Source organism: Amaricoccus sp. B4 (genome assembly GCF_043226085.1).
Lineage (GTDB): Bacteria > Pseudomonadota > Alphaproteobacteria > Rhodobacterales > Rhodobacteraceae > Amaricoccus.
The window spans coordinates 3,707,967-3,728,726 of record NZ_CP171225.1; the positions used below are offsets into that span (position 1 = coordinate 3,707,967).

Below are 20,760 nucleotides of genomic sequence, written 5' to 3' on the forward strand. Positions count from 1 at the left end.
GCGATATTCCTTGGACGGCGGGACGTTCGCAAAACTGCGTTTCAGGATGTTGGCGCAAATGTAGCCAATTGTAACAGGGGTTAATGCGGCGTGCGGGTTCGGATATCATCACGCGGGCGCGCGGAGTGCTTTCGCCTGCGCCGGGCGGCTGAGGATGCATGACGACTGACGAGATCCAGCGCGCGATCGACCCGGTGATCCAGGCCGGGCTTGACCGCATCGATCAGGGGATCACGATCTTCAATCGGGATCTGCGCATGGTCGCGTGGAACAACAAGTTCTTGGAGCTGCTGGAATTTCCGCCGCACCTCGCGCATCTCGGCGCTGATTTCGCGAATTTCGTGCGCTATAATGCCGAGCGCGGCGAGTATGGTCCCGGCATTCCAGAGGAGCAGGTGGCCCAGCGGGTCGCCGATGCCTGGCGCTTCGAGCCTCATTGCTTCGACCGGGTTCGCCCCGACGGCACCGTCATCCGTGTCTCGGGCGCCCCATTGCCTGACCGCGGCGGTTTCGTCACGCTCTATACCGATGTCACCGCACAGAAGGAGCGCGAGGCCGCGCTCGAGCAGCGGGCGGCCGAGCGGGCGGCGGCCCTGCGCCAGAGCGAGGCCCGGCTCAAGATCATCGCCAATGCCGTGCCCGCCGGCATCGCCCATCTCGATGAGGCGATGGTGATCCTCTACGCCAACAGCCGCTTTGCCAAGGCCTATGGCCACCGGCCCGAGCAGCTCGTCGGGCGGCGATGCTCGGATATTCTCGCGGAGGAGACCAGCCGCATCGCCGCGCCCTATTTCGAGCAGGCGCGCCGCGGGGTCGCCGTCGATTTCGAGATGACGATCATGCTGCCGGACGGGCGCCGCAAGGACATCCGCACCTTCCTCCGCCCCGAGCAGCCCGCCCGGCGCGGCGTGATCGGGTTCTACATCCTCTCGATCGACATCACGCGGCAGAAGGCCGCGAACGCCGCCCTGCTCCAGTCACACAAGATGGATGCCCTGGGTCGGCTTTCGAGCGGAATCTCGCACGATTTCAACAACCTCCTGACCGTCATCATCGGCAATCTCGTGCCGCTGGAGGAGCGGATCGAGGATCCCGCCTTGCGCACGGAGTTTCTCGAGCCGGCGATCTCCGCGGCCCGGCGCGGCTCGAGCCTTACCCGTCGGCTGCTCGCGCTCGCCCGGCGCCAGCCCCTTGCGCCCGCACCGATCGCGGTCGAGGAAACCATCGCGGGCATCGTGAAGCTCTTGCGCTCCTCGATGCCGGAGAATGTCGAGATCATCTGCTCGACCCGCGGCCAGGCCCGCGCCGCCTGGGCGGATCCCGCGCAGTTCGAGATGGCGCTCCTCAATCTCGCGATCAACGCGCGGGATGCGATCCGCGGAGCGGGCGAGGTGCGCTTCGGCACCGAGGCCTGCACCATCGGTTCGGTCGAGGCCGAAACCTTCAAGATCCGCCCCGGCCGCTATGTGCGCGTGCGGATTGCCGATACCGGCATCGGCATGTCGCGCGAGCAGCGCGACCACATCTTCGAGCCGTTCTACACCTCCAAGGGCGACGGGGTCGGGGCAGGCCTCGGCCTCACCATGGTCTACGCCTTCGTGCGCCAGTCGAATGGCGCCATCCGTGTCGAGAGCGAACCGGGCCGCGGCAGCGCCTTCACGATCCTTCTTCCGGCCGCCGACAAGGCCGCCCGCCCCCCGGAGCTCGAGGAGACGGCCCCCGCGCCGGGCAGCACGGTCAACGCGCCGCAGCCGCTTGCGATGCTGGTGGAGGACAACCCGGATGTGCGCTCGGTGCTGCGCCGTCAGCTCATCGCGCTCGGCCATCCGCTGATCGAGGCGGGCAATGCCGAGGATGCGCTGACCCTTCTCGGCCATGTCGAGGGGATCGGCCTCGTGCTCAGCGATGTGGGCATGCCGGGGGGGCTCTCCGGCATCGAGCTTGCCCGCGAGATCCGCGCCCGTGCGCCCGCGGTCGGCATCGTGCTGATGACCGGCCATGGCGGCGAGATCGAGCAGGAAGCCTCTGGCGGAGAGTTCCCGCTTCTGCGCAAACCCTTCGAGCGCGCCGACCTCGAGGCCGCGATCGCACGAGCGCGGCGAGTGGCCGCGCCAGCACGACAGGAGACCGGACAGCCCGCATGAAGCAGCTCCTCTATCTGCTCGAGGATGAGGCCGAAGTGGCGCAGGTGATGCGCCGCGCCCTTGAGACCCAGGGCTATACCGTCGAGCGCTTCCAGCGCCGTGCCGAACTTTCCCGCGCGCTCGAGAAGCGCCGGCCCGACCTCTGCCTCGTCGATCTCGAGCTGCCGGATGGCGACGGGCTCAGCCTCGTCTCCGAGCTCCTGCGGCGCCAGGGTATCCCTGCGATCATCGTCACCGGGCGCGGCGATCTGACCGACCGGCTGATCGGCCTCGAGATCGGCGCCGACGACTACATCGTGAAGCCCTTCGAGCCGCGCGAGCTCGTGGCGCGGGTGCGCGCCGTGCTGCGCCGGGGCGGCGATGCACGCGGCGCACGGCCGGGCGCCATGCGGCGGCTTGCACTCTTCGAGGGCTGGCAGGCGGATCTCGATGCCTGCACTCTGCTCGCGCCCGACGGTGAGCGGGTGGAGCTCTCCGCGGCCGAAACCGCGCTCCTGCGCAGCTTCATAGAGGCGCCGGGCCGGGTTTTGAGCCGCGCGCTCCTCCTTGATCTCAGCAGCCAGGACGATCTCGAGCCTTTCGACCGGGCAATGGATGTGCGTGTCTCGCGCCTCCGCAAGAAGCTCCGCGACAACAGCGGAACGCCCACGATCATCCGCACCGTCTATGGCGCGGGCTATGTCTTCACGCCCCGCGTCGACTGGGTCGAGGTGGAGGAAACCTGAGCCCTCCGGTCCGAATGATCGGGCCTCGCGGGTCGACAGCCGTGTCTCCCGGGCTATTATGCCCTCTAAGGCGGGGCCGGGGGCTCTGCGGCTACCGGAACCGGGAGAAACTTCATGACAGGGATTGGGACCGTTCTTGGTCTGGCGTCGGCGCTTGCGATCTTCGCCTCGGGCGCATCGGCCCAGGTTGTCGTCTCGTCTAAGATCGACACCGAAGGTGGCGTGCTCGGCAACATCATCCTCGAGGTGCTCGATGCGAACGGTATCGAGACCGAAAACCGGCTCCAGCTCGGCGGCACGCCCATCGTGCGCGAGGCGATCCTTGCGGGCGAGATCGACATCTATCCCGAATACACCGGCAACGCCGCCTTCTTCTTCAACGAAGCCGACAGTGAGGTCTGGAAGGACGCGCAGGCCGGATACGAGCGCGCCGCCGAGCTCGACAAGGAAGCCAACGACATCATCTGGCTTGCCCCCGCGCCCGCCAACAACACCTGGGCCATCGCGCTCCGGGCCGATTACGCGATGGAAAATGCGCTGAAGACCATGACCGAGGTCGGCATGTTCGTCTCCGACGGCGGCGACCTGAAGCTCGCGGCGTCCGCCGAGTTCGTGAATTCGCCGGCGGCCCTTCCTGCGTTCCAGGAAGTCTACGACTTCAGCCTCAAGCCCAACCAGCTCGTCATTCTCTCGGGTGGCGACACGGCCGCAACCATCGCCGCGGCGGCGCGCGGCACGAGCGGGGTCAATGCCGCGATGGTCTACGGTACCGACGGCGGCATCGTTCCCTCGGGGCTCACGGTAATGGCCGACGATCAGGGGGTGCAGCCGGTCTACGAGCCCGCGCCGATCATCCGCGGCCAGGTCCTCACCGAGCATCCCGAAATCGCGGATCTGCTCGCGCCCGTCTTCGGCAAGCTCGACCTCGTGACCCTTCAGGAGCTCAACGGCCGGGTGCAGGTGGGTGGCGAACCCGCCGCAGCCGTCGCCAAGGACTTTCTCTCCACGAACGGCTTCCTGAAGTAACCCCGGGCCGGTGCGCGCCTCCGCCTCCGCCCGCCTCCTCCGGCTTGACCGGATGGGGCTCCTGATCGCGCTTCTGCTCGCGGGCGCAGCGTTGCTGCCCTTCGCGAGCCTCAGCCCGAACCGCATCCTGCCTGGCGTGCCGCACGCCCTGCCGGCCGCGCTCGGCGGGGGTGGAGCCGCGCTGCTTCTTGCCGGGCTCGCGCTTGCCGCCGCGGTGGCGCTCCTGCCGCCCCCGCCCGCCTGGCGGCTTGCGGTCGCCTGTGCGGTGCTGACGGGGCTGCTGGCGGGCATCGGGCTCGCAGGCGGGCATCTCACGCCCGATGACAATCCTTATGCGCGGGTTTCGCCCGCCTCCGGCTTCTGGCTCCTGCTCTTCGCGCTCCTCCTCCTTGCCGCCGACAGCCTCACGCGCCTCCGGCCCCGGCCGCTCCTCAGGGTCGCGCTGCTCGCGCTGGCGCTTGCCGTCCTGCTCGGGTTTGCCGCCTCCGGCCTCTGGGACGATCTCTCGCTCATCAAGGAATACGGCAGCCGGGCGGAGGCCTTCTGGCGCGAAGGGCGGCGGCATGTGGCGCTGGCCTTCGGTTCGCTCGGCGCCGCGGCGCTCGCGGGCATCCCGCTCGGGATCTTCTGCCAGCGGCGGGCGCGGCTGCGCGGGCCGATCCTGAACGGGCTCAACATCATCCAGACCATTCCCTCCATCGCGCTTTTCGGCCTCCTGATCGCGCCGCTCGCCTGGGTGGCGGCGCATGTGCCGGGTGCGTCGGACATCGGCATCTCGGGCATCGGCGCGGCGCCGGCGCTGGTGGCGCTCTTCGCCTATTCGCTGCTGCCGGTCGTCTCGAACACCGTGGCGGGGCTCGAGGGCGTGCCGGGCCAGGTGCGCGATGCGGCGACCGGCATGGGAATGACCCCACGCCAGCGTCTTTTCCGCGTCGAACTGCCGCTTGCCTTTCCGGTGATCCTGACCGGCATCCGCATCGTGCTCGTGCAGAATATCGGTCTTGCCACCATCGCCGCGCTGATCGGCGGCGGCGGGTTCGGCGTGTTTGTCTTTCAGGGCATGGGCCAGACCGCGACCGATCTCATCCTGCTCGGCGCGCTGCCGACGGTGATCCTTGCCTTCGCCGCCGCCGTCCTGCTCGATGCGCTCGTCGAATGGAGCGGAGGCAGGGCGCCGCGATGACCGGGAGGACCGCGCCATGATCGAGATCGATGCCATCACCAAGACCTATGGCGAGACCACCGTGGTCGATGCCGTGTCGCTGACCGTGGAAACAGGCCGGGTCGCGGCCATCGTCGGCACCTCCGGCTCGGGCAAGACCACACTCCTCAGGATGATAAACCGGCTTGTCGAGCCGAGCTCCGGCGCCATCCGCATCGATGGCGAGGATACCCGGGCGCTTCCGCCGCATGTCCTGCGCCGCCGCATCGGCTACGCAATCCAGGGTCACGGGCTCTTCCCCCATCGCACCGTGGCGGAAAACATCGGCACCGTCCCCGAGCTTCTGGGCTGGGACCGGGCCCGCATCGCGGCGCGTGTCGGGGAGCTGCTCGAGCTCTTCCAGCTCGATCCGGCGGAATACCGCGACCGGATGCCCCACGAGCTCTCGGGCGGCCAGCAGCAGCGGGTGGGGGTGGCGCGTGCGCTCGCGGGCGAGCCGGGCGTCCTGCTGATGGACGAGCCCTTCGGCGCGCTCGATCCGGTGATCCGGCTCAAGGCCCAGGACGATCTCGCCGCGATCCAGCGCCGCATCGGTACCACCATCGTGCTCGTGACCCATGACATGGACGAGGCGATCCGGCTGGGCGATGCGATCGCGGTGATGGACGAGGGCCGCCTGCTGCAATACGCCCCGCCCGCGGAGATCATCGCGCGGCCCGCCACGGAGTTCGTCGGCGCGCTCGTCGGCGCGGGCGAGCGGCCCTACCGCATGCTGTCGCTGATCTCGACCGGCGAGGTTGCCGAGCCGGGCACGGCGGAGGGGACGCCGATCGACGCCGCGGCATCCGCCCGCGACGCGGTCTCCGAACTGCTCTGGTCGGGGCGGGAAGCGGCCCCCGTCCTGCGGGAGGGCGCGCCCTTGGGCCAGGTCCGGCTCTCGGCGCTGCTTGCCCGTGCGGCGGGGCCGCGATGACGGGAGGACGCCTTATCCGGCTGGCGCTCGTCGGGCTTCTCCTGGCCTTTCTGGCCCGGCCGACGGCCTTTGCGCCGGTCTTTGCGCCATTCACCCGCAACGATGCTCCCGCGATCTACACGCAAGGCGATCTGCTTTCGCTTGCGCTCAACCATGTCGCGCTGGTGGCCGCGGCGGTTTCCGCCGCGAGCCTCGTGGCGGTCGGCTTCGCCATTCTCGTGACGCGGCCCTCGGGCACCGATTTCCTGCCGCTGTCCCGCGCCATCGCCAATATCGGCCAGACCTTTCCGCCGATTGCGGTGCTCGCCCTCACCGTGCCGGCGCTCGGTTTCGGCCCGGCGCCGACCTTTGTCGCGCTGCTGCTCTACGGGCTGCTGCCGATCTTCGAGAACACGCTCACCGGCCTTTCCGGCCTCGATCCGGCGGTGGAGGAAGCCGCTCGGGGCAGTGGCATGACGGGGCGGCAGCGGCTCCTGCGCGTTGAGCTGCCGCTGGCGCTGCCGCTCATTCTCGCGGGCATCCGCATCGCAACGGTGATCTCGATCTCCACGGCCACCATCGGCTCGACTGTCGCGGCGCGCACGCTGGGCGAGGTCATCATCGCGGGGCTGCTCTCGAACAATCCCGCCTTCATCCTGCAGGGCGGCCTCGTCGTCGGCGCGATGGCGGTGCTGGCGCATGATGCCTTCTCCTGGGCCGAACGGCGTGCGGCGCGCCGGGCCGGGCACGCCGCGAGATGAGGCCGTTGGCGGAGCGGTGGCGCTCCGCCGGGGCGCAGACTCAGCTGCCGATGGGGCCGCCGTCGATCCGGGTGATTGCGACGACCGCAGGCCGCACCGGCATCGCATCGTCGAAATCCGGCCAGCGGGTCGAGAGATCCTCGTAGTAGGAAACCCGGCCGAACTCCTCCCAGTCCTCGCCGCCATCGCCCGGATGCTGGACCGCGACGAAGAAGGTCGCGAGGTCCGGCGTCGGGCGCGGGCCGCACATCTCGGCGCCCACCGGCACGCGGTAGAAGAGCTTGGAGGTGCCGCGGGCATCCCCTTCGGTATCGACGGCCCAGAGCCCGTCGGTACGGCCGGTATCGGAGGGCGAATTGCCGTCGGTCGCGACCCAGAGCCGGCCCTCGCTGTCGACCGAGCAGTTGTCGGGCATGCCGAACCAGCCGTTCGAGGTGGTTTCGGTCGAGAAGGTCGCCCCGACGTCCGCGACCGAGGGATCCCCGCATTTGAGCAGGATTTCCCACGTGCCCGTCGTCGCCGCGAAATCGCCGTTTTCCTCGGCGATCTCGATGATGTGGCCGAAGGCGTTATCGACGCGCGGGTTTGCCGCGTTCGCCTCTGTGCGCTTGGTGTTGTTGGTGAGCATCACGTAGACGCGGCCGTTCGAGCTGTTGGGCTCGATGTCCTCGGGGCGGTCCATCGGGGTCGCGCCAAGCAGGTCGGCGGCGCGGCGGGTTTCGATGAGCACGTCGGCCTGCGAGGCAAAGCCGTTCTCCGCAGTGAGCGGGCCTTCGCCGAAGACGAGCGGCAGCCACTCCATGCTGCCTTCCTCGTCAAAGCGCGCGACGTAGAGCGTGCCGTCGTCGAGAAGATCGCGGTTCGCGTCGCGGTCATCGGGGTTGTAGGCGCCCGCGGTCACGAACTTGTAGACATAGTCGAAGCGCTCGTCGTCGCCGAGGTAAAAGACGACGCGGCCGTCGGGCGCGACAATGCTCTCGGCGCCCTCATGCTTGAAGCGGCCGAGCGCGGTGCGCTTCTTAGGCGTGGAGGTCGGGTCCATCACGTCGACCTCGACCACCCAGCCGAAGCGGTTGGGCTCGTTGGGCTCCTTCGAGAGGTCGAAACGGTCGTGGAAACGGCCCCATTCATAGCTCTCGTTCGGCACGCCATAGCGCTCGTAGTTCGCGGCTTCCGGATGGCCTTCGGGCAGGGTGCCCATGAAGTAGCCGTGGAAGTTCTCCTCGGACATCACGTAGGTGCCCCAGGGCGTGACGCCGCCGGCGCAGTTGTTGAGTGTGCCGAAAACCGCGGTGCCGGTCGGATCGGCGACGGTCCGGAGGCGGGGGCTGCCGGCGGCCGGGCCGGTGACTTCCATCGGCGTCATCGTGGTGATGCGGCGGTTGAGCGGGCCGTCGAGCACCGGCTGCCACTTGCCGTCGCGCTTCGCGATCTCGATGATCGTGCCGCCATGGGCGGCCATCTCGACATCGACACGGTTCCGGTCGGCCGGAGCCACGACCATCTCGCCGTTCTCGACCGTCACGACGCCCGGAAACATCAGGTGTTCGTTGGTGTATTCGTGGTTCACCACCAGAAGGCCATGCTCGGAGGAGCCGTCGATCGGGATGTAGCCGATGAAATCGTTGTTGTAGCCGAACTGGCGGGCTTGGGCTTCCGGGGTCTGGTTCGCCGGATCGAAGGCCGGGGAGTCGGCGAAGACCGGATCGCCCCAGCGGAGCAGGACATCGGCCGAGTAGCCGTCAGCGACATGATGGTCGGCATCGACGCCCGCTTCGAGCTCGGTGAAGCCGAAGCGCGAGCCCTGCGCGGTGTCGGCGCGCGCGCGATCGGCGGCGACAAGCGCGAGCGGGGCGACGGTTGCCGAGATCGCGGTCGCGGCCATGGAGCCCTTGAGGAAGCTCCGGCGCGAGAAGCGGGCGGCGATGATCTCGCCCATGGTGGGGTTTGCGGTCGGGTTGTGGCCGTCGCCTGCGGCTTCCTCGAGCTGGCGTGTTCTGAAGATGGCGCGCGGGTGCGAAGTGTCGGTCATCCGGTATATCTCACTGGTCTGCGTTGCTACGGCTGCGTCTGGCTCGTCGTGGACACGCATGGCCACGTTGGCTGGCCGCCCTCCCGGAGGAAGGGGCGCCCGACCTCTTAGGGGCCGTGGATGACAGGAATGCGACGAAACGGCGGAGTACAAGAAGCCGTGAACGCGGGCCGCCCGACCTTCAGCCGAGCAGCGCGCAGATCCGGCGGACGGCGGCCTCGTAGCCTTCGATTCCGAGCCCGGCGATGACCCCGTCGGCGCGCAGGCTCACGTAGGACTTGTGCCGGAAAGCCTCGCGTTTGTGGACGTTCGAGATATGAACCTCGATCACCGGGCCCTCGAAGGCGTTGAGCGCATCGAGGATCGCGACGGAGGTGTGGGTATAGGCAGCGGGGTTGATGACGATGCCGCAGGCGGCGTTGCGGGCCTCGTGAATCCAGTCGATGATCTCGCCCTCGTGGTTGGACTGCAGCAGGCGGACCGTGAAGCCTTCGGCGCAGGCGGTGCGGCAGTTGGCCTCGACGTCGGCGAGGGTGGCGTGGCCGTAGATCTCGGGCTCGCGTTTCCCGAGCAGGTTCAGGTTCGGGCCGTTGAGGATGTAGATGGTCCGGGTCATGTCGGGGCCTCGATCGCAGCGGAATGGGGGTAGCTATGCCCATGTGAGGGGCTTGCACAACCCATGCACGAACCATGCACATCCCATGCATACGATTTCCGGCCAGCGCGGCGCGCGGCCGGGGCGGTCTTGCCAAGGTGCGCGCAGGAGGCGAGGGTGCGGTTTCGGCGGTCGAAGGCAGAGAGGCAGCGGCTTGGGCGGGCACCATCACCACCATCATCATCACCATGTCGATCCCGAGGCGGGCGACATGCGGGTCGCGCTGGCCGTCGGGGTCAACCTGTTGCTGACGGTCGCCCAGATCATCGGCGGGGTGGTCTCTGGCAGCCTCGCGCTGATCGCGGATGCGATCCACAATCTCTCGGACGCGCTCTCGCTCGTCATCGCCTTCTTTGCCCGCAAGATCGCGCGGCGCCCGGCGGACGCGCAGATGACCTTCGGCTATGCCCGCGCGGAGGTGGTGGCCGCGCTGGTGAACTACACGACGCTGATCGTGATCGGGCTTTACCTTGCGGCCGAGGCCGTCGGGCGCTTCTTCGCGCCCGAGCCGGTCGATGGCTGGATCGTTGTCTGGATCGCGGGCGCGGCGCTGGTGATCGATCTCGTCACGGCGCTGCTCACCTATTCGCTCTCGAAGAGCAGCGTGAACATCCGTGCGGCCTTTCTCCACAATGTCGCGGACGCGCTGGGCTCGGTGGCGGTGATCTTCGCCGGCACGCTGATCCTGCTCTACGACTGGCGGCTGATCGATCCGGCGGTGACACTGATGATCGCGGGCTACATCCTCTGGCAGTCCTTCGCGGAGATCGGGGGGGTGATCCGCATCCTCATGCTCGGGAGCCCTCCGGGGATCGCGGTCGAGGAGGTTCTGGCGGAGCTGCGCGGGGTCGATGGCGTGCGGAGCGTGCATCACCTGCATCTCTGGCAGATGCAGGAGCACGAGGCGGCGCTCGAGGCGCATCTGGTGATCGAGCCCGGCGTCTGGAGCGAGTCCGACCGCATCCGGGCGGCGATCAAGACCGGGATAAGCGAGCGGTTCGGCATCGCGCATGCGACGCTCGAATTCGAGAGCCCGGGCCATGCCTGCTCCGGCGCGGCGGTGATCGGCCACGGCACGGCGCACTGAGCCTGCGGCGGCCTTGCAGGCGGACCGGCCTGTTGGCCGGGCTGCATTTTCCCCCGCCTGTTGGCGGGGCCCCGTTCCTGCCCGATAGGGTTTCTGCCAGTATGAACACCCTTTTTGCCGCCGCGCGGGCCGGAGCGCGCGGGGATACTCGCCGGGCGGGATAATGCCTTGCGGCTCGATCTCCTGCCGCTAGAGTGGGCCGGCACGGCAGGGGACGTCCATGGATTGGAAACAACGCAACCGCTCGTTCTACTATGCCGGGGCGCCGGATCCGGTTCCGCCGCCCCTCGACCCCGGCACGACCGCGCTTCTCGTCATCGATGTGCAGAACGTCTATCTCGACCGCCCGGACCGGGAGATGCTCTCGATGGCGGAGCGCGAGACCTATGATGCCTGGACGCCGTTTCACGACCGGATGACCGGCACGGTGATCCCGAACACCGCGAGGCTGCTTGCGGCCTGCCGCGGGCTCGGGGTCGAATGCACCTTTGCCCGCATCGCCTGTCTCAAGACCGACGGGCGGGACCGCTCGCTCAGCCAGAAGATGCCGGGCTGGAACCATCTGCTGCTGCCGTTTCGCGAGGAGCCCTCGCAGCTCGTGCCGGAGCTGGCGCCGGAGGCGGACGAGATCGTGGTCACGAAGACCACCGACAGCGCGCTCACCGGCACGAACCTCCGGCTTGTCCTCGCCAACATGGGGATCCGGACGGTGATCTGTGCCGGGATCTTCACCGATCAGTGCGTGTCCTCGACGGTGCGGAGCCTTGCGGACGAGAGTTTTCATGTCGTGGTGGTCGAGGACTGCTGCGCGGCGGGGACGATGGAGCTGCACACGCAGGAACTCGCGATCCTCAACATGATCTACTGCCATGTCATGCGCCATGACGAGCTGCTGGCGCTGATGACGCCCTGATCCCCGCGGGGGGACGCGCCCGGCGCGCCGCCCCGCCCTTGCGCACCATTCGAGGAGGACGACATGCGCCCAACCCGAAACCGGACCCGGCGACTGGCGGTCTGTCTTGCTGCCCTGATGGCCGCGGCGCCGCTGGCGGAGGCGCAGACCCCGCCGGGCGTTCTCATCGTGGGCCAGATCGCCGAGCCGAAATCGCTCGACCCGCATGCGGTGACGGCGGCGAACGATTTCCGCATCGTGATGAATGTCTACGACGGGCTCGTGCGCTACAAGGACGGCACGCTCGAGGTCGAGCCCGCGCTTGCCGAGAGCTGGGAGGTAAGCGAGGACGGCACGGACTACACCTTCGATCTGCGCGACGGGGTGACGTTCCATGACGGCACGCCGCTCGATGCCGAGGCGGTGAAGTTCAACTTCGACCGCATGCTCGACGAGGACAATCCCTATCACGACACCGGGCCCTTCCCGCTCTCGTTCTTCTTCTCGACGGTCGAGGAGGTCGAGGTGGTGGACGCCGACACGGTCGCCTTTCATCTCTCCGAGCCCTATGCGCCGTTTCTCTCGAACCTCGCCTATACGCCGGGGCTGATCGTCTCGCCCGCGGCGGTCAAGGAACATGGCAAGGATTTCGGGCGGCATCCCGTCGGCACCGGGCCCTACAGGTTCGAGGAGTGGGACGCGAATGCCAAGGTGGTGCTCACCCGCAACGAGGACTACTGGGACGGCACGCCCGGGCTCGACGCGGTGGTGTTCCGGCCGCTGACGGATGCCAACACCCGGGTGGCGGAGATGCTTTCGGGCGGGATCGATCTGATGGTCGAGGTGCCGCCCGACAATGTCGCGACCTTCGACGGCAACGGCTTCGAGATGCACGAGCAGGCCGGGCCGCACCTCTGGTTCCTGATCCTCAACACCAAGGACGGCCCGATGGCCGACAAGCGGGTGCGCCAGGCGGTGAACTACGCCATCGACAAGCAGTCGCTGGTCGAGAACGTGCTGCAGGGCACGGCGGATGTCGCCGCCGGGCCGATCCCGCCCGCCTTCGCCTGGGCCTACAATGCCGATGTGGCGCCCTATCCCTTCGATCCGGAGAAGGCCGCCGCCCTCCTCAAGGAGGCGGGGGCCGAGGGCGCGGAGGTGACATTCTATGTGACCGAGGGCGGTTCGGGGATGCTCGATCCGATCCCGATGGGCGCGGCGATCCAGGCCGATCTCGCCAAGGTGGGGCTCGACGTGAAGATCGAGACCTACGAGTGGAACACCTTCCTCGCGGAGGTCAATCCCGGCCTCGAGGGCAAGGCGGACATGGCCGAAATGGCCTGGATGACCAACGATCCGGACACGCTGCCCTATCTCGCGCTCCGCACCGGCGCCTGGCCGGACGAGGGCGGGTTCAACTCCGGCTACTACTCCAATCCGGAGGTCGACAAGCTGCTCGAGGCGGCACGGGTCTCGACCGACGAGGCGGAGCGGGCGAAGCTCTACAAGGAGATGCAGGTGATCGTGCATGACGATGCGCCCTGGGCCTTCGTCGCCAACTGGAAGCAAAATGCGGCGACGGCGGAGAGCGTGTCGGGCTTCGCGCTCCAGCCCTCGTTCTTCCTGCTGCTCAAAGACGTGACCAAGGGCTGAGGCCGGGATGGCGGATGCGCTCGGCCTGCTGCGCGGGATCTGTCTCGCGCTGCCCGAGGCCACCGAGAAGGAGGCCTGGGGCGACCCGACCTTCCGAGTGCGGGACAGGATCTTTGCGATGCCGAAACGGGGCGACGGGCGGCTTTCGGTCTGGCTCAAGGCTCCGGAGGGAGCGCAGGAGGTGCTGGTCGCGGCCGATCCCGCACGCTTCTTCCGACCGCCCTATGTCGGGCATCGCGGCTGGATCGGCATCCGGCTCGACGGGGCGGAGGCGGAGGCGCCGGACTGGGCGGACGTGGAGGCGCGCATCCGGCAGAGCTACCGGATGACGGCGCCGAAGCGGCTCGCGGCGGCGCTGGAGTAGGGCGGGGATGCTGGGCTACACGATCAGGCGGCTTCTTGCGCTGGTGCCGGTGCTTCTCGGGCTCACGGTGATCGTCTTCGCGATCATGGCGATGATCCCGGGCGATCCGGCGACTGCGATCCTCGGCTCCTATGCGACGCCCGAGAATGTCGCGCGGCTGAACCGTGAGCTCGGGTTGGACCGGCCCCTGGTCGAGCAGTATTTCATCTGGCTCGGCAATCTCGCCCATGGCGATCTCGGGCGGTCCTACAGCCTCAACCGGCCGGTGCTCGACGAGGTGCTGGAGCGGTTCTCGGCGACGCTGGTGCTGGCGGGCGCGGCGCTGGTGCTCTGCACGGTCTTCGGGCTGCTGATCGGGATCTGGACGGCGGCGCGGCAATACGGGCTCGTCGACAGGGTGCTGACCTTCGTGGTGCTGGTGGGGATCTCGATCCCGTCCTTCTGGCTCGGGCTCCTGCTGATCCTGCTCTTTGCGGTGCGGCTGCGCTGGCTGCCGGCCTCGGGGATGCAGGCGATCTACGGCGGCGGGGGGCTCGGGGATCTCGCGGCGCATCTGGTGCTGCCGGCGACGACGCTTGCGGTGGTGGCGACAGGGGTGATCGCGCGGCTCACCCGCTCGGCGATGCTCGAGGTGCTGCGGCAGGATTTCATCCGCACGGCGCGCGCCAAGGGGCTGGGCGAGGGGCGGGTGCTCTATGGTCATGCCTTCCGCGCCGCGCTGGTCGCGATCATTCCGGTGATCGGGGTGCAGGCGGGGTTCGTGCTCGGAGGGGCGGTCTATATCGAGACGGTGTTCCAGTGGCCGGGCGTGGGGGGCATGCTGGTGACGGCGATCTCGACGCGGGACGTGCTGCTGGTGCAGGGGGGCGTGCTGGTCGTGGCGGCGAGCTATGTGCTCTTCAACCTGCTGGCCGATCTGGCGCAGACCTGGCTCGACCCGCGGGTGCAGACGTGAGCGGGGGGCGGCGATGACGACGCTCCGCCTCATCTGGCGCAACCGGCTGGCGGCCTTCGGGGGGATCGTGCTCTGCGCGGTGGTGGTGGTGGCGCTCCTCGCGCCGCTGCTGCCTCTGCCGGACCCGGACCTGACGGCGCCGGCCGAGCGGCTGAAGCCGCCGTTCTCGGCGGGAGCGCTGCTCGGGACGGATCATCTCGGGCGCGATCTGTTGTCGCGGCTGATCTGGGGCACGCGGCTGAGCCTCGCGGTCGGCATCGCGGCGGCGGTGATCGCGGCGGCGATCGGCTCGACCATCGGGATCATTGCGGGCTTCCGCGGCGGGCGGATCGACAACCTGCTGATGCGCGGCATCGACATGCTGATGGCCTTTCCCTACATCCTGCTGGCGCTTGCCATCGTCGCGGTGCTGGGCCCCGGGCTCGTCAATGCGCTCTATGCGGTGGCGGCGGTGAACGTGCCGTTCTTCGCCCGCAACATCCGTGGCGTGACCGTGGGGCTCGCGCACCGGGAATTCGTCGATGCCGCGCGGCTTTCGGGCAAGAGCGGGGCGCGGCTGGTCTTCACCGAGATCCTGCCCAACGTGCTGCCGGTGATCGTGATCGCGATGTCCACGACCATCGGCTGGATGATCCTCGAGACGGCGGGGCTGTCTTTCCTCGGGCTCGGCTCGCAGCCGCCGCAGGCCGATCTCGGCTCGATGCTGGGGGAGGGGCGGAAGCTGCTCATCACCGCGCCGCATGCCTCGATCGTGCCGGGCGTGATGATCTTTCTCATCGTGATGAGCGTGAACCTGCTCGGCGACGGGGTGCGCGACGCGCTCGATCCGCGGCTGCGCTCCGGGGCGCTGTCGCGGCCCGCGGCGGCGACGGAGGTGCGGCGAAAGGCCGCGACGCCGGCCGCGGGCGCCGGGGCCGGGCCGCTTCTGGCGGTCGAGGGGCTCGAGACGGAGTTTCAGGTCGGCGCGCGGGTCTATCGCGCGGTGGGGGGCGTCGATCTCGCCATCGCGCCGGGCGAATGCCTCGGGCTGATCGGCGAGTCGGGCTCGGGGAAATCGGTAACGGCGCTTTCGCTCCTGCGCCTCGTCGCCTCGCCGCCGGGTGTCATCACCGCGGGTGCGGTGCGGATCGGCGGAGAGGACACGCTCGCGATGAAGCCCGAGGCGCTGCGGCGGATCCGGGGCGCGCGCGTGAGCTACATCTTTCAGGACCCGCTCGGCACGCTCCACCCGCTCCTTCGTGTCGGCGATCAGCTCGTCGAGGCGATCCGGGCGCATGCGCCGGTGCCGCGGCGGGCGGCCTGGGCGCGGGCGGTGGCAATGCTCGAGCGGGTGCAGATCCCCAACGCCGCGGCGCGGGCGCGGAGCTATCCGCACGAGCTGTCGGGCGGCATGCGTCAGCGGGTCGGCATTGCGCTCGCGCTGGTGAACGATCCCGAGCTTGTCATCGCCGACGAGCCGACCACGGCGCTCGACGTGACGGTGCAGGCGGGCATCCTTGCCATTCTCGACGGGCTCCGGCGCGAGCGCGGGCTCTCGCTTCTCTTCATCACCCATGATTTCGGCGTGGTCTCGCAGCTCTGCGACCGGGTGGCGGTGATGTATGCCGGCCGGATCGTGGAGACCGGGCCGACGGCGGAGGTGCTCGCCGCGCCGCGCCATCCCTACACCCGGCGGCTGATCGCCTGCGTGCCGGAGATCGGCGCGGGCCGGCGGCGGCTGGAGGCCATCCCCGGTCTGCCACCGCCGGTCGATGCGCTGCCCGAGGGCTGTGCCTTCGCGCCGCGCTGCGACAAGGCAGCGGAGCGCTGCCGCACGGGGCAGATCGCACTGGAGGGCAGCGGCGATCGGGCCGTGCGCTGCCTCTTTCCCGAGGAGGTGCCGGCATGAGCGCGGCCTTGCAGGTGGAGGGGCTGTCGAAGACCTTCGGCGGCGGGCGCAGCCTTCTGGGGCGGGCAAGACCCGCGGTGCATGCGGTCGAGGACGTGAGCCTCCGGGTCGCGCGGGGCGAGACGCTCGGCATCGTCGGGGAGTCGGGCTGCGGCAAGTCCACGCTCGCCCGGATGCTGGTGGGGCTCTCGCTGCCGACGGCGGGGCGGATCGAGATCGCGGGCCGCGACCTTTCAGAACAGATCGGCGATCCGGCGGCCTTCGGGCGGCTGATCCAGTATGTGTTTCAGGACCCGATCGCCTCGCTCAACCCGCGCAAGACCATCCGCCAGATCCTCGAGGCGCCGCTCCGCCATCTCGCCGGGCTCGATGCGCCGGGCCGCCGGGCCCGGATTTCCGAGCTGCTCGATGCGGTCAACCTGCGCGCAGAGTTTCTTGACCGGTATCCGCACGAGTTCTCGGGCGGGCAGGCGCAGCGCATCGGCATCGCCCGCGCGCTGGCCGCCGAGCCGCGCATCCTGGTGCTCGACGAGCCGGTCTCGGCGCTCGATGTCTCGGTGCAGGCACAGGTGCTGAACCTGCTTGCGGACCTGCGCGCGCGGCTCGATCTCACCTATCTCTTCATCTCCCACGATCTCGCGGTGGTGGAGGCGGTGAGCGAGCGCATCGCGGTGCTCTATTTCGGGCGTCTGGTCGAGACCGGCCCGGCGGCGGAGATCTTCGCCCGGCCGCGGCACCCCTATACCGCGCTGCTCGCGGCCTCCGCGCCGCAGGTGGGGCGGCCGCTTTCCCCGCCCGCCGGCGAGGCGCAGGAGCTGCCCGATCCCTATGCGCCGCCGCCGGGCTGCGCCTTTGCCGCGCGCTGCCCGCGGGCCGAGGCCGACTGCCGTGCCGCGCCGCCGCCGCTCCGGCCGATGGGCGGGGGACGGGCCGCGGCCTGCCTGCATCCGCTCTGAAAGGCGGAAATTCGCGCGCTGAGTGACGCTGCGGAAATACCCGTTAAAAGTGTATGACACGGTTCGTTAACCGTGGTAAAAAAGTACAGAGAAAAAAAATTTCCAAACGATGCAGATACATGTTCCGCGCTTGGGGGAAGCCTCCTGCTGTGGCCGTATCCGTATCCGATTGGAATGCCGAGGCGTTAGAAAACAGGGCATCGCCATGACGATAGAGGGACTTCAGCCGGACAGGCGTCGTGTCATCATCCAGCTCGTGGGTTTGCAGAGATCCGGCAATCACGCGGTGATCGGCTGGCTCGGCTCGCTCTTCCGGAGCAGCGAGCATCTGAACGACCTGCCGTTCGATTTCTTCTCGCACGAGACCAATCGCGCCGCGCTGATGGCACGCGAGCAGATCGACTGCATCGTCTGTTCCTTCGAGGATTCCCGCCGCCGCGGCGCGTCGGGCGCGCTGCTCGAGGATGTGGCCTTCCTGCGGCCGGAGGATTTCCCCGGCTACGACTGCCACATCGTCTATGTGCTGCGCGATCCCTACAATTGCTGGGCGAGCCGGGCGAAGGCGCATGAGGACGGCGCGCCGCTGACCTCCTCGCCGCGGCTCGACCAGTTTCTCGAGAACTGGAAGCAGATGGCGGCGCGGGCGAGCAATTCCGAGGCGACGACGGTGATCTTCAATCGCTGGTTCCGCGACCAGGCGTATCGCATGGCGCTCTGCGAGGTTTTCGGCGGCAGCTATTCCGAGGCGAGCCTGTCGGATGTGCCGCGCAACGGTGGCGGCAGCTCCTTCGACGGCTACCGCCCGAGCTATGGCGAGATCCTCGGCAACGCCGGGCGCTACTTCTCGACTGATTTCCTCAAACGGCTGGCGCGGAACCCGGCGCGTTACCTTCGCAAGCTCTCGCAGCCCCGCCCCGACGGGCGCGCGCTCAATGTCGAAAGCCGCTGGGAATACCTGCTGAAGAAGGCGCATCACCGGCCGATCTTTCAGGATATCGAGCTGCGCCGCCACGCCGTCGACATCTTCGGCTTCTATGTCGACGAACGGGGGCGGATGGTGACGGGGCAGGGCTCTTGAGCGTCGCCTTGCATGCGGCGCGAATATCGCGAAACTGCGCCGCGCATGGCCGCGCCCGCACCGGGGCGGGGCCGCGGATGGAGGGAATGAGCGATGGTGGATGCGGCAGAGGCCCGTCTCAAGCGGATCAGGATGCGCAGCTGGCGGCGCGGGACGAAGGAAATGGACCTGATTCTCGGTCCGTTCTCGGATGCGCGCCTCACGGAGCTGAGCGATCGCGAGCTCGACATCTACGAGGCCTTGCTGGCGGAAAACGATCAGGACTTGTATAAATGGTTGAGCGGAAAGGCGCCAACGCCCGGGGAACACGCGGAGATCATGGGCAAGATCCGCGCACACCACCACATATAAGGTATCCCGGGCGCTCCTTAACGACTTGTAGAAGATTTTGAGCAAGTGTTCGGGCGAGTAAGGATTATCCGGAGAGACACCATGAGTATGCATGCCGAAGTGGCGCGCGTGGAAGACTCCTCGCCCAGCGAGGATTTTCTCGTCGCCTATCTCGAGACGCTTTCCATGGTCGAGCGTCTGCACCGGTTGCTGCTCGATGTCATCAAGGACGAATTCGAGCGGCTCGGTATCATCGACATAAATGCGGTGCAGGCTCTGCTGCTGTTCAATATCGGCGACAACGAGGTGACGGCGGGAGAACTGAAGACGCGCGGCTATTACCAGGGCTCGAACGTCTCCTACAACCTCAAGAAGCTCGTCGATTGCGGCTACATGCACCACCAGAAATGCGCGGTGGACCGTCGCGCGGTCCGGGTGCGGCTCACCGACAAGGGCCAGCACATCCGCGGGATCGTCGCCGAGCTGTTCCAGCGCCATGCCGAGGGCATCCTGAGCAAGGATGTGACCGGCAACGTGCAGCTTGCCGACATCAATGCGAGCCTGCGGCGCATGGAACGCTACTGGACCGATCAGATCCGCTACATCTACTGATTTCGGAAAATACGGCGCCTGCGCAACAGTTGTGCAGGAAACTCATCCTGAAGGCGAACACCTTGCCGGGCCTATCTGCCAAACCCCTGCACACCGTGATAGAGTCACAAAAAACAGTCGACTCCGTTGCGTGTGATTCGTTGAGGGTCGGTGCGAGCAGAGCAGTGAGCGGCGGGGTCTTGAGGCGGATCCATGGAACACGAGGATCGTCATTCGTCCGGTGATGTGACGCAAACCTGCGAGTTTGCGCTGGGCGACGAATTGAGAGGGGAGCGTGCCACCAAGGGCAAGACGCTCCTCGATGTGCAGCGTGATCTGCGCATTCAGGCAAATTATATCGCGGCGATCGAGGACGGTGATCTCTCCGCCTTCCCCAATCCCAGTTTCATTCCGGGGTATATCCGCTCCTACGCGCGCTATCTCGATCTCGACCCCGTCGAGGTCTATCGCCGGTTCTGCGCCGAGCACGGGTTTTCCTACGGCCCCGCGAGCGCGGCCGCCCGCCCGCAGCAGGCACAGGGAAGGTCCGGTCAGACACCGGGGCAGAAGGCGGGAAAATCCGCCGCCGCGCTGGCTTTCCAGCCGAAATTTCCGCTGAGCGAGCCGCGTCGCGGGATGTTCTCTGACGTGCAGCTCTCCGCCATCGGCTCGCTTCTCGTGCTGCTCCTGCTGATCGCGGGGCTGGGCTATGGCGGCTGGACGGTGCTCCAGAACATCCAGCGGGTGCAGTTCGCGCCGGTCGAGGATCTGCCGCTGGCGCAGTCCGACATGAATGCGATCGAGGCGCCCGAGATCACCGACGGCGCCGATGCGGCCTTTGCCGATCTCGCAAGCCCGGTGGCCGCCACCTCGCTCGCCGATCTCTACCGGCAGCAGGAGCTCGAGGTGCCGATCCTCGCGCCGCGCGACGGGCCGATTGCCGCCATCAACCCCGACGATCTCGCCCCGATCCGGCTTGGCGATGCCGGGCTTTCCGCCGGCGCCAAGCTCGAACCGGTGGAGATGACGCCGAGCGTCGTCGCGCCGCTGGTTCAGGCGGTCTATTCCGAGGAGGCGGCGGCCGCCGGAGCGGCGGAGGGCGAGGGTGCAGTGCAGGCTGCCGCTGGGGGCGACATGCCGCTCTCGGTGATCGCCGAGCGCGCGGCCTGGATCCGGGTCTATCTCGACAACGGCACCATCATCTTCGAGCGCATCCTGGAGAAGGGCGAGAGCTACACGCCGCCCGAAGGCGTGGGCGCGCCGCTGATCTGGGCGGGCAATTCCGGCTCGGTCTATGTCCAGCTCGGCGATGCGCTGCGCGGACCGCTCGGCAGCGGCACCCGTGCCGTGCGCGACATCTCGCTCGATCCGACGGCCGTCGTGGCGCAGTTTCCGGTGGTGAGCGACATCCCCGAGGTCATCAGCCAGTCGATCGGGCCGGGCATCGTGCGCCAGAGCCCGACGGGTGCGCCCGTCGCGATCCAGTGAGCGGGGCGCGGGCCGGGGTGA

19 protein-coding genes are annotated in these 20,760 nt (G+C 68.2%); 17 read left to right on the forward strand and 2 right to left on the reverse strand.

Annotated elements, in window-relative coordinates:
• Nucleotides 1-158: 158 nt before the first annotated feature.
• The 6 genes from ACF66B_RS17825 to ACF66B_RS17850 all read left to right on the forward strand — a co-directional run bounded on the left by ACF66B_RS17825 (nucleotide 159) and on the right by ACF66B_RS17850 (nucleotide 6,770).
• Nucleotides 159-2,144 carry a PAS-domain containing protein gene (locus tag ACF66B_RS17825; RefSeq protein WP_111429652.1) on the forward strand — a complete coding sequence of 662 codons (1,986 nt, stop codon included), beginning with the start codon at nucleotides 159-161 and terminating at the stop codon, nucleotides 2,142-2,144.
• Nucleotides 2,141-2,869: a response regulator transcription factor gene (locus tag ACF66B_RS17830; protein WP_111429651.1), complete on the forward strand. Its 729-nt coding sequence runs from the start codon at nucleotides 2,141-2,143 to the stop codon at nucleotides 2,867-2,869. The genes ACF66B_RS17825 and ACF66B_RS17830 overlap by 4 nt, the downstream gene beginning before the upstream one ends.
• A 114-nt stretch (nucleotides 2,870-2,983) precedes the next feature.
• The gene (locus ACF66B_RS17835) at nucleotides 2,984-3,895 is read left to right on the forward strand and encodes an ABC transporter substrate-binding protein (RefSeq protein WP_111429650.1); all 912 of its coding nucleotides are present in this window, start codon (nucleotides 2,984-2,986) and stop codon (nucleotides 3,893-3,895) included.
• A 10-nt stretch (nucleotides 3,896-3,905) separates the two neighbouring features.
• Nucleotides 3,906-5,078 (forward strand): ABC transporter permease, encoded by a 1,173-nt coding sequence (locus ACF66B_RS17840; RefSeq protein WP_392663481.1) that lies wholly within the window; start codon nucleotides 3,906-3,908, stop codon nucleotides 5,076-5,078.
• 16 nt (nucleotides 5,079-5,094) lie between these two features.
• A complete protein-coding gene (locus tag ACF66B_RS17845) occupies nucleotides 5,095-6,030 on the forward strand; it encodes an ABC transporter ATP-binding protein (RefSeq protein WP_111429649.1) in 936 nt (311 codons plus the stop codon).
• On the forward strand, nucleotides 6,027-6,770 hold the full coding sequence (locus ACF66B_RS17850) for an ABC transporter permease (RefSeq protein WP_111429648.1): 744 nt from the start codon (nucleotides 6,027-6,029) through the stop codon (nucleotides 6,768-6,770). Before ACF66B_RS17845 ends, ACF66B_RS17850 begins: the two co-directional genes overlap by 4 nt.
• A 40-nt stretch (nucleotides 6,771-6,810) precedes the next feature.
• On the opposite strand, the gene ACF66B_RS17855 is transcribed toward ACF66B_RS17850, so the two are convergent.
• Nucleotides 6,811-8,802 carry a PhoX family phosphatase gene (locus tag ACF66B_RS17855; protein WP_111429647.1) on the reverse strand — a complete coding sequence of 664 codons (1,992 nt, stop codon included), beginning with the start codon at nucleotides 8,800-8,802 and terminating at the stop codon, nucleotides 6,811-6,813.
• Between the two features lie 181 nt (nucleotides 8,803-8,983).
• Nucleotides 8,984-9,418 carry a type II 3-dehydroquinate dehydratase gene (aroQ, locus tag ACF66B_RS17860; protein ID WP_111429646.1) on the reverse strand — a complete coding sequence of 145 codons (435 nt, stop codon included), beginning with the start codon at nucleotides 9,416-9,418 and terminating at the stop codon, nucleotides 8,984-8,986.
• A gap of 250 nt (nucleotides 9,419-9,668) precedes the next feature.
• On the opposite strand from aroQ, the gene ACF66B_RS17865 reads away from it, so the two are divergent.
• The 11 genes from ACF66B_RS17865 (at nucleotide 9,669) to ACF66B_RS17915 (ending at nucleotide 20,739) form a co-directional block, all read left to right on the forward strand.
• Complete coding sequence (locus tag ACF66B_RS17865; protein WP_392664904.1) at nucleotides 9,669-10,544, forward strand: cation diffusion facilitator family transporter; 876 nt, start codon at nucleotides 9,669-9,671, stop codon at nucleotides 10,542-10,544.
• 220 nt (nucleotides 10,545-10,764) lie between these two features.
• The gene (locus ACF66B_RS17870; protein ID WP_111429644.1) at nucleotides 10,765-11,457 is read left to right on the forward strand and encodes an isochorismatase family cysteine hydrolase; all 693 of its coding nucleotides are present in this window, start codon (nucleotides 10,765-10,767) and stop codon (nucleotides 11,455-11,457) included.
• 63 nt (nucleotides 11,458-11,520) lie between these two features.
• Nucleotides 11,521-13,089 (forward strand): ABC transporter substrate-binding protein, encoded by a 1,569-nt coding sequence (locus tag ACF66B_RS17875; RefSeq protein ID WP_111429643.1) that lies wholly within the window; start codon nucleotides 11,521-11,523, stop codon nucleotides 13,087-13,089.
• Nucleotides 13,090-13,096: 7 nt separating this feature from the next.
• Nucleotides 13,097-13,453 carry an MmcQ/YjbR family DNA-binding protein gene (locus ACF66B_RS17880; RefSeq protein ID WP_111429642.1) on the forward strand — a complete coding sequence of 119 codons (357 nt, stop codon included), beginning with the start codon at nucleotides 13,097-13,099 and terminating at the stop codon, nucleotides 13,451-13,453.
• Nucleotides 13,454-13,460: 7 nt separating this feature from the next.
• The gene (locus ACF66B_RS17885) at nucleotides 13,461-14,408 is read left to right on the forward strand and encodes an ABC transporter permease (RefSeq protein ID WP_111429641.1); all 948 of its coding nucleotides are present in this window, start codon (nucleotides 13,461-13,463) and stop codon (nucleotides 14,406-14,408) included.
• A 13-nt stretch (nucleotides 14,409-14,421) separates the two neighbouring features.
• On the forward strand, nucleotides 14,422-16,296 hold the full coding sequence (locus tag ACF66B_RS17890; RefSeq protein WP_111429640.1) for a dipeptide/oligopeptide/nickel ABC transporter permease/ATP-binding protein: 1,875 nt from the start codon (nucleotides 14,422-14,424) through the stop codon (nucleotides 16,294-16,296).
• Nucleotides 16,293-17,252 carry an oligopeptide/dipeptide ABC transporter ATP-binding protein gene (locus tag ACF66B_RS17895; protein ID WP_111429639.1) on the forward strand — a complete coding sequence of 320 codons (960 nt, stop codon included), beginning with the start codon at nucleotides 16,293-16,295 and terminating at the stop codon, nucleotides 17,250-17,252. Before ACF66B_RS17890 ends, ACF66B_RS17895 begins: the two co-directional genes overlap by 4 nt.
• Before the next feature lie 205 nt (nucleotides 17,253-17,457).
• Entirely contained in the window at nucleotides 17,458-18,330 is an 873-nt protein-coding gene (locus ACF66B_RS17900; RefSeq protein WP_111429638.1) for a hypothetical protein, read from the forward strand.
• Between the two features lie 93 nt (nucleotides 18,331-18,423).
• Nucleotides 18,424-18,681, forward strand: coding sequence for a succinate dehydrogenase assembly factor 2 (locus ACF66B_RS17905; protein ID WP_111429637.1), 258 nt, complete (start codon nucleotides 18,424-18,426; stop codon nucleotides 18,679-18,681).
• A gap of 81 nt (nucleotides 18,682-18,762) precedes the next feature.
• A complete protein-coding gene (locus ACF66B_RS17910; RefSeq protein ID WP_111429636.1) occupies nucleotides 18,763-19,272 on the forward strand; it encodes a MarR family winged helix-turn-helix transcriptional regulator in 510 nt (169 codons plus the stop codon).
• Between the two features lie 192 nt (nucleotides 19,273-19,464).
• Nucleotides 19,465-20,739: a helix-turn-helix domain-containing protein gene (locus ACF66B_RS17915; protein WP_111429635.1), complete on the forward strand. Its 1,275-nt coding sequence runs from the start codon at nucleotides 19,465-19,467 to the stop codon at nucleotides 20,737-20,739.
• Nucleotides 20,740-20,760: the final 21 nt, after the last annotated feature.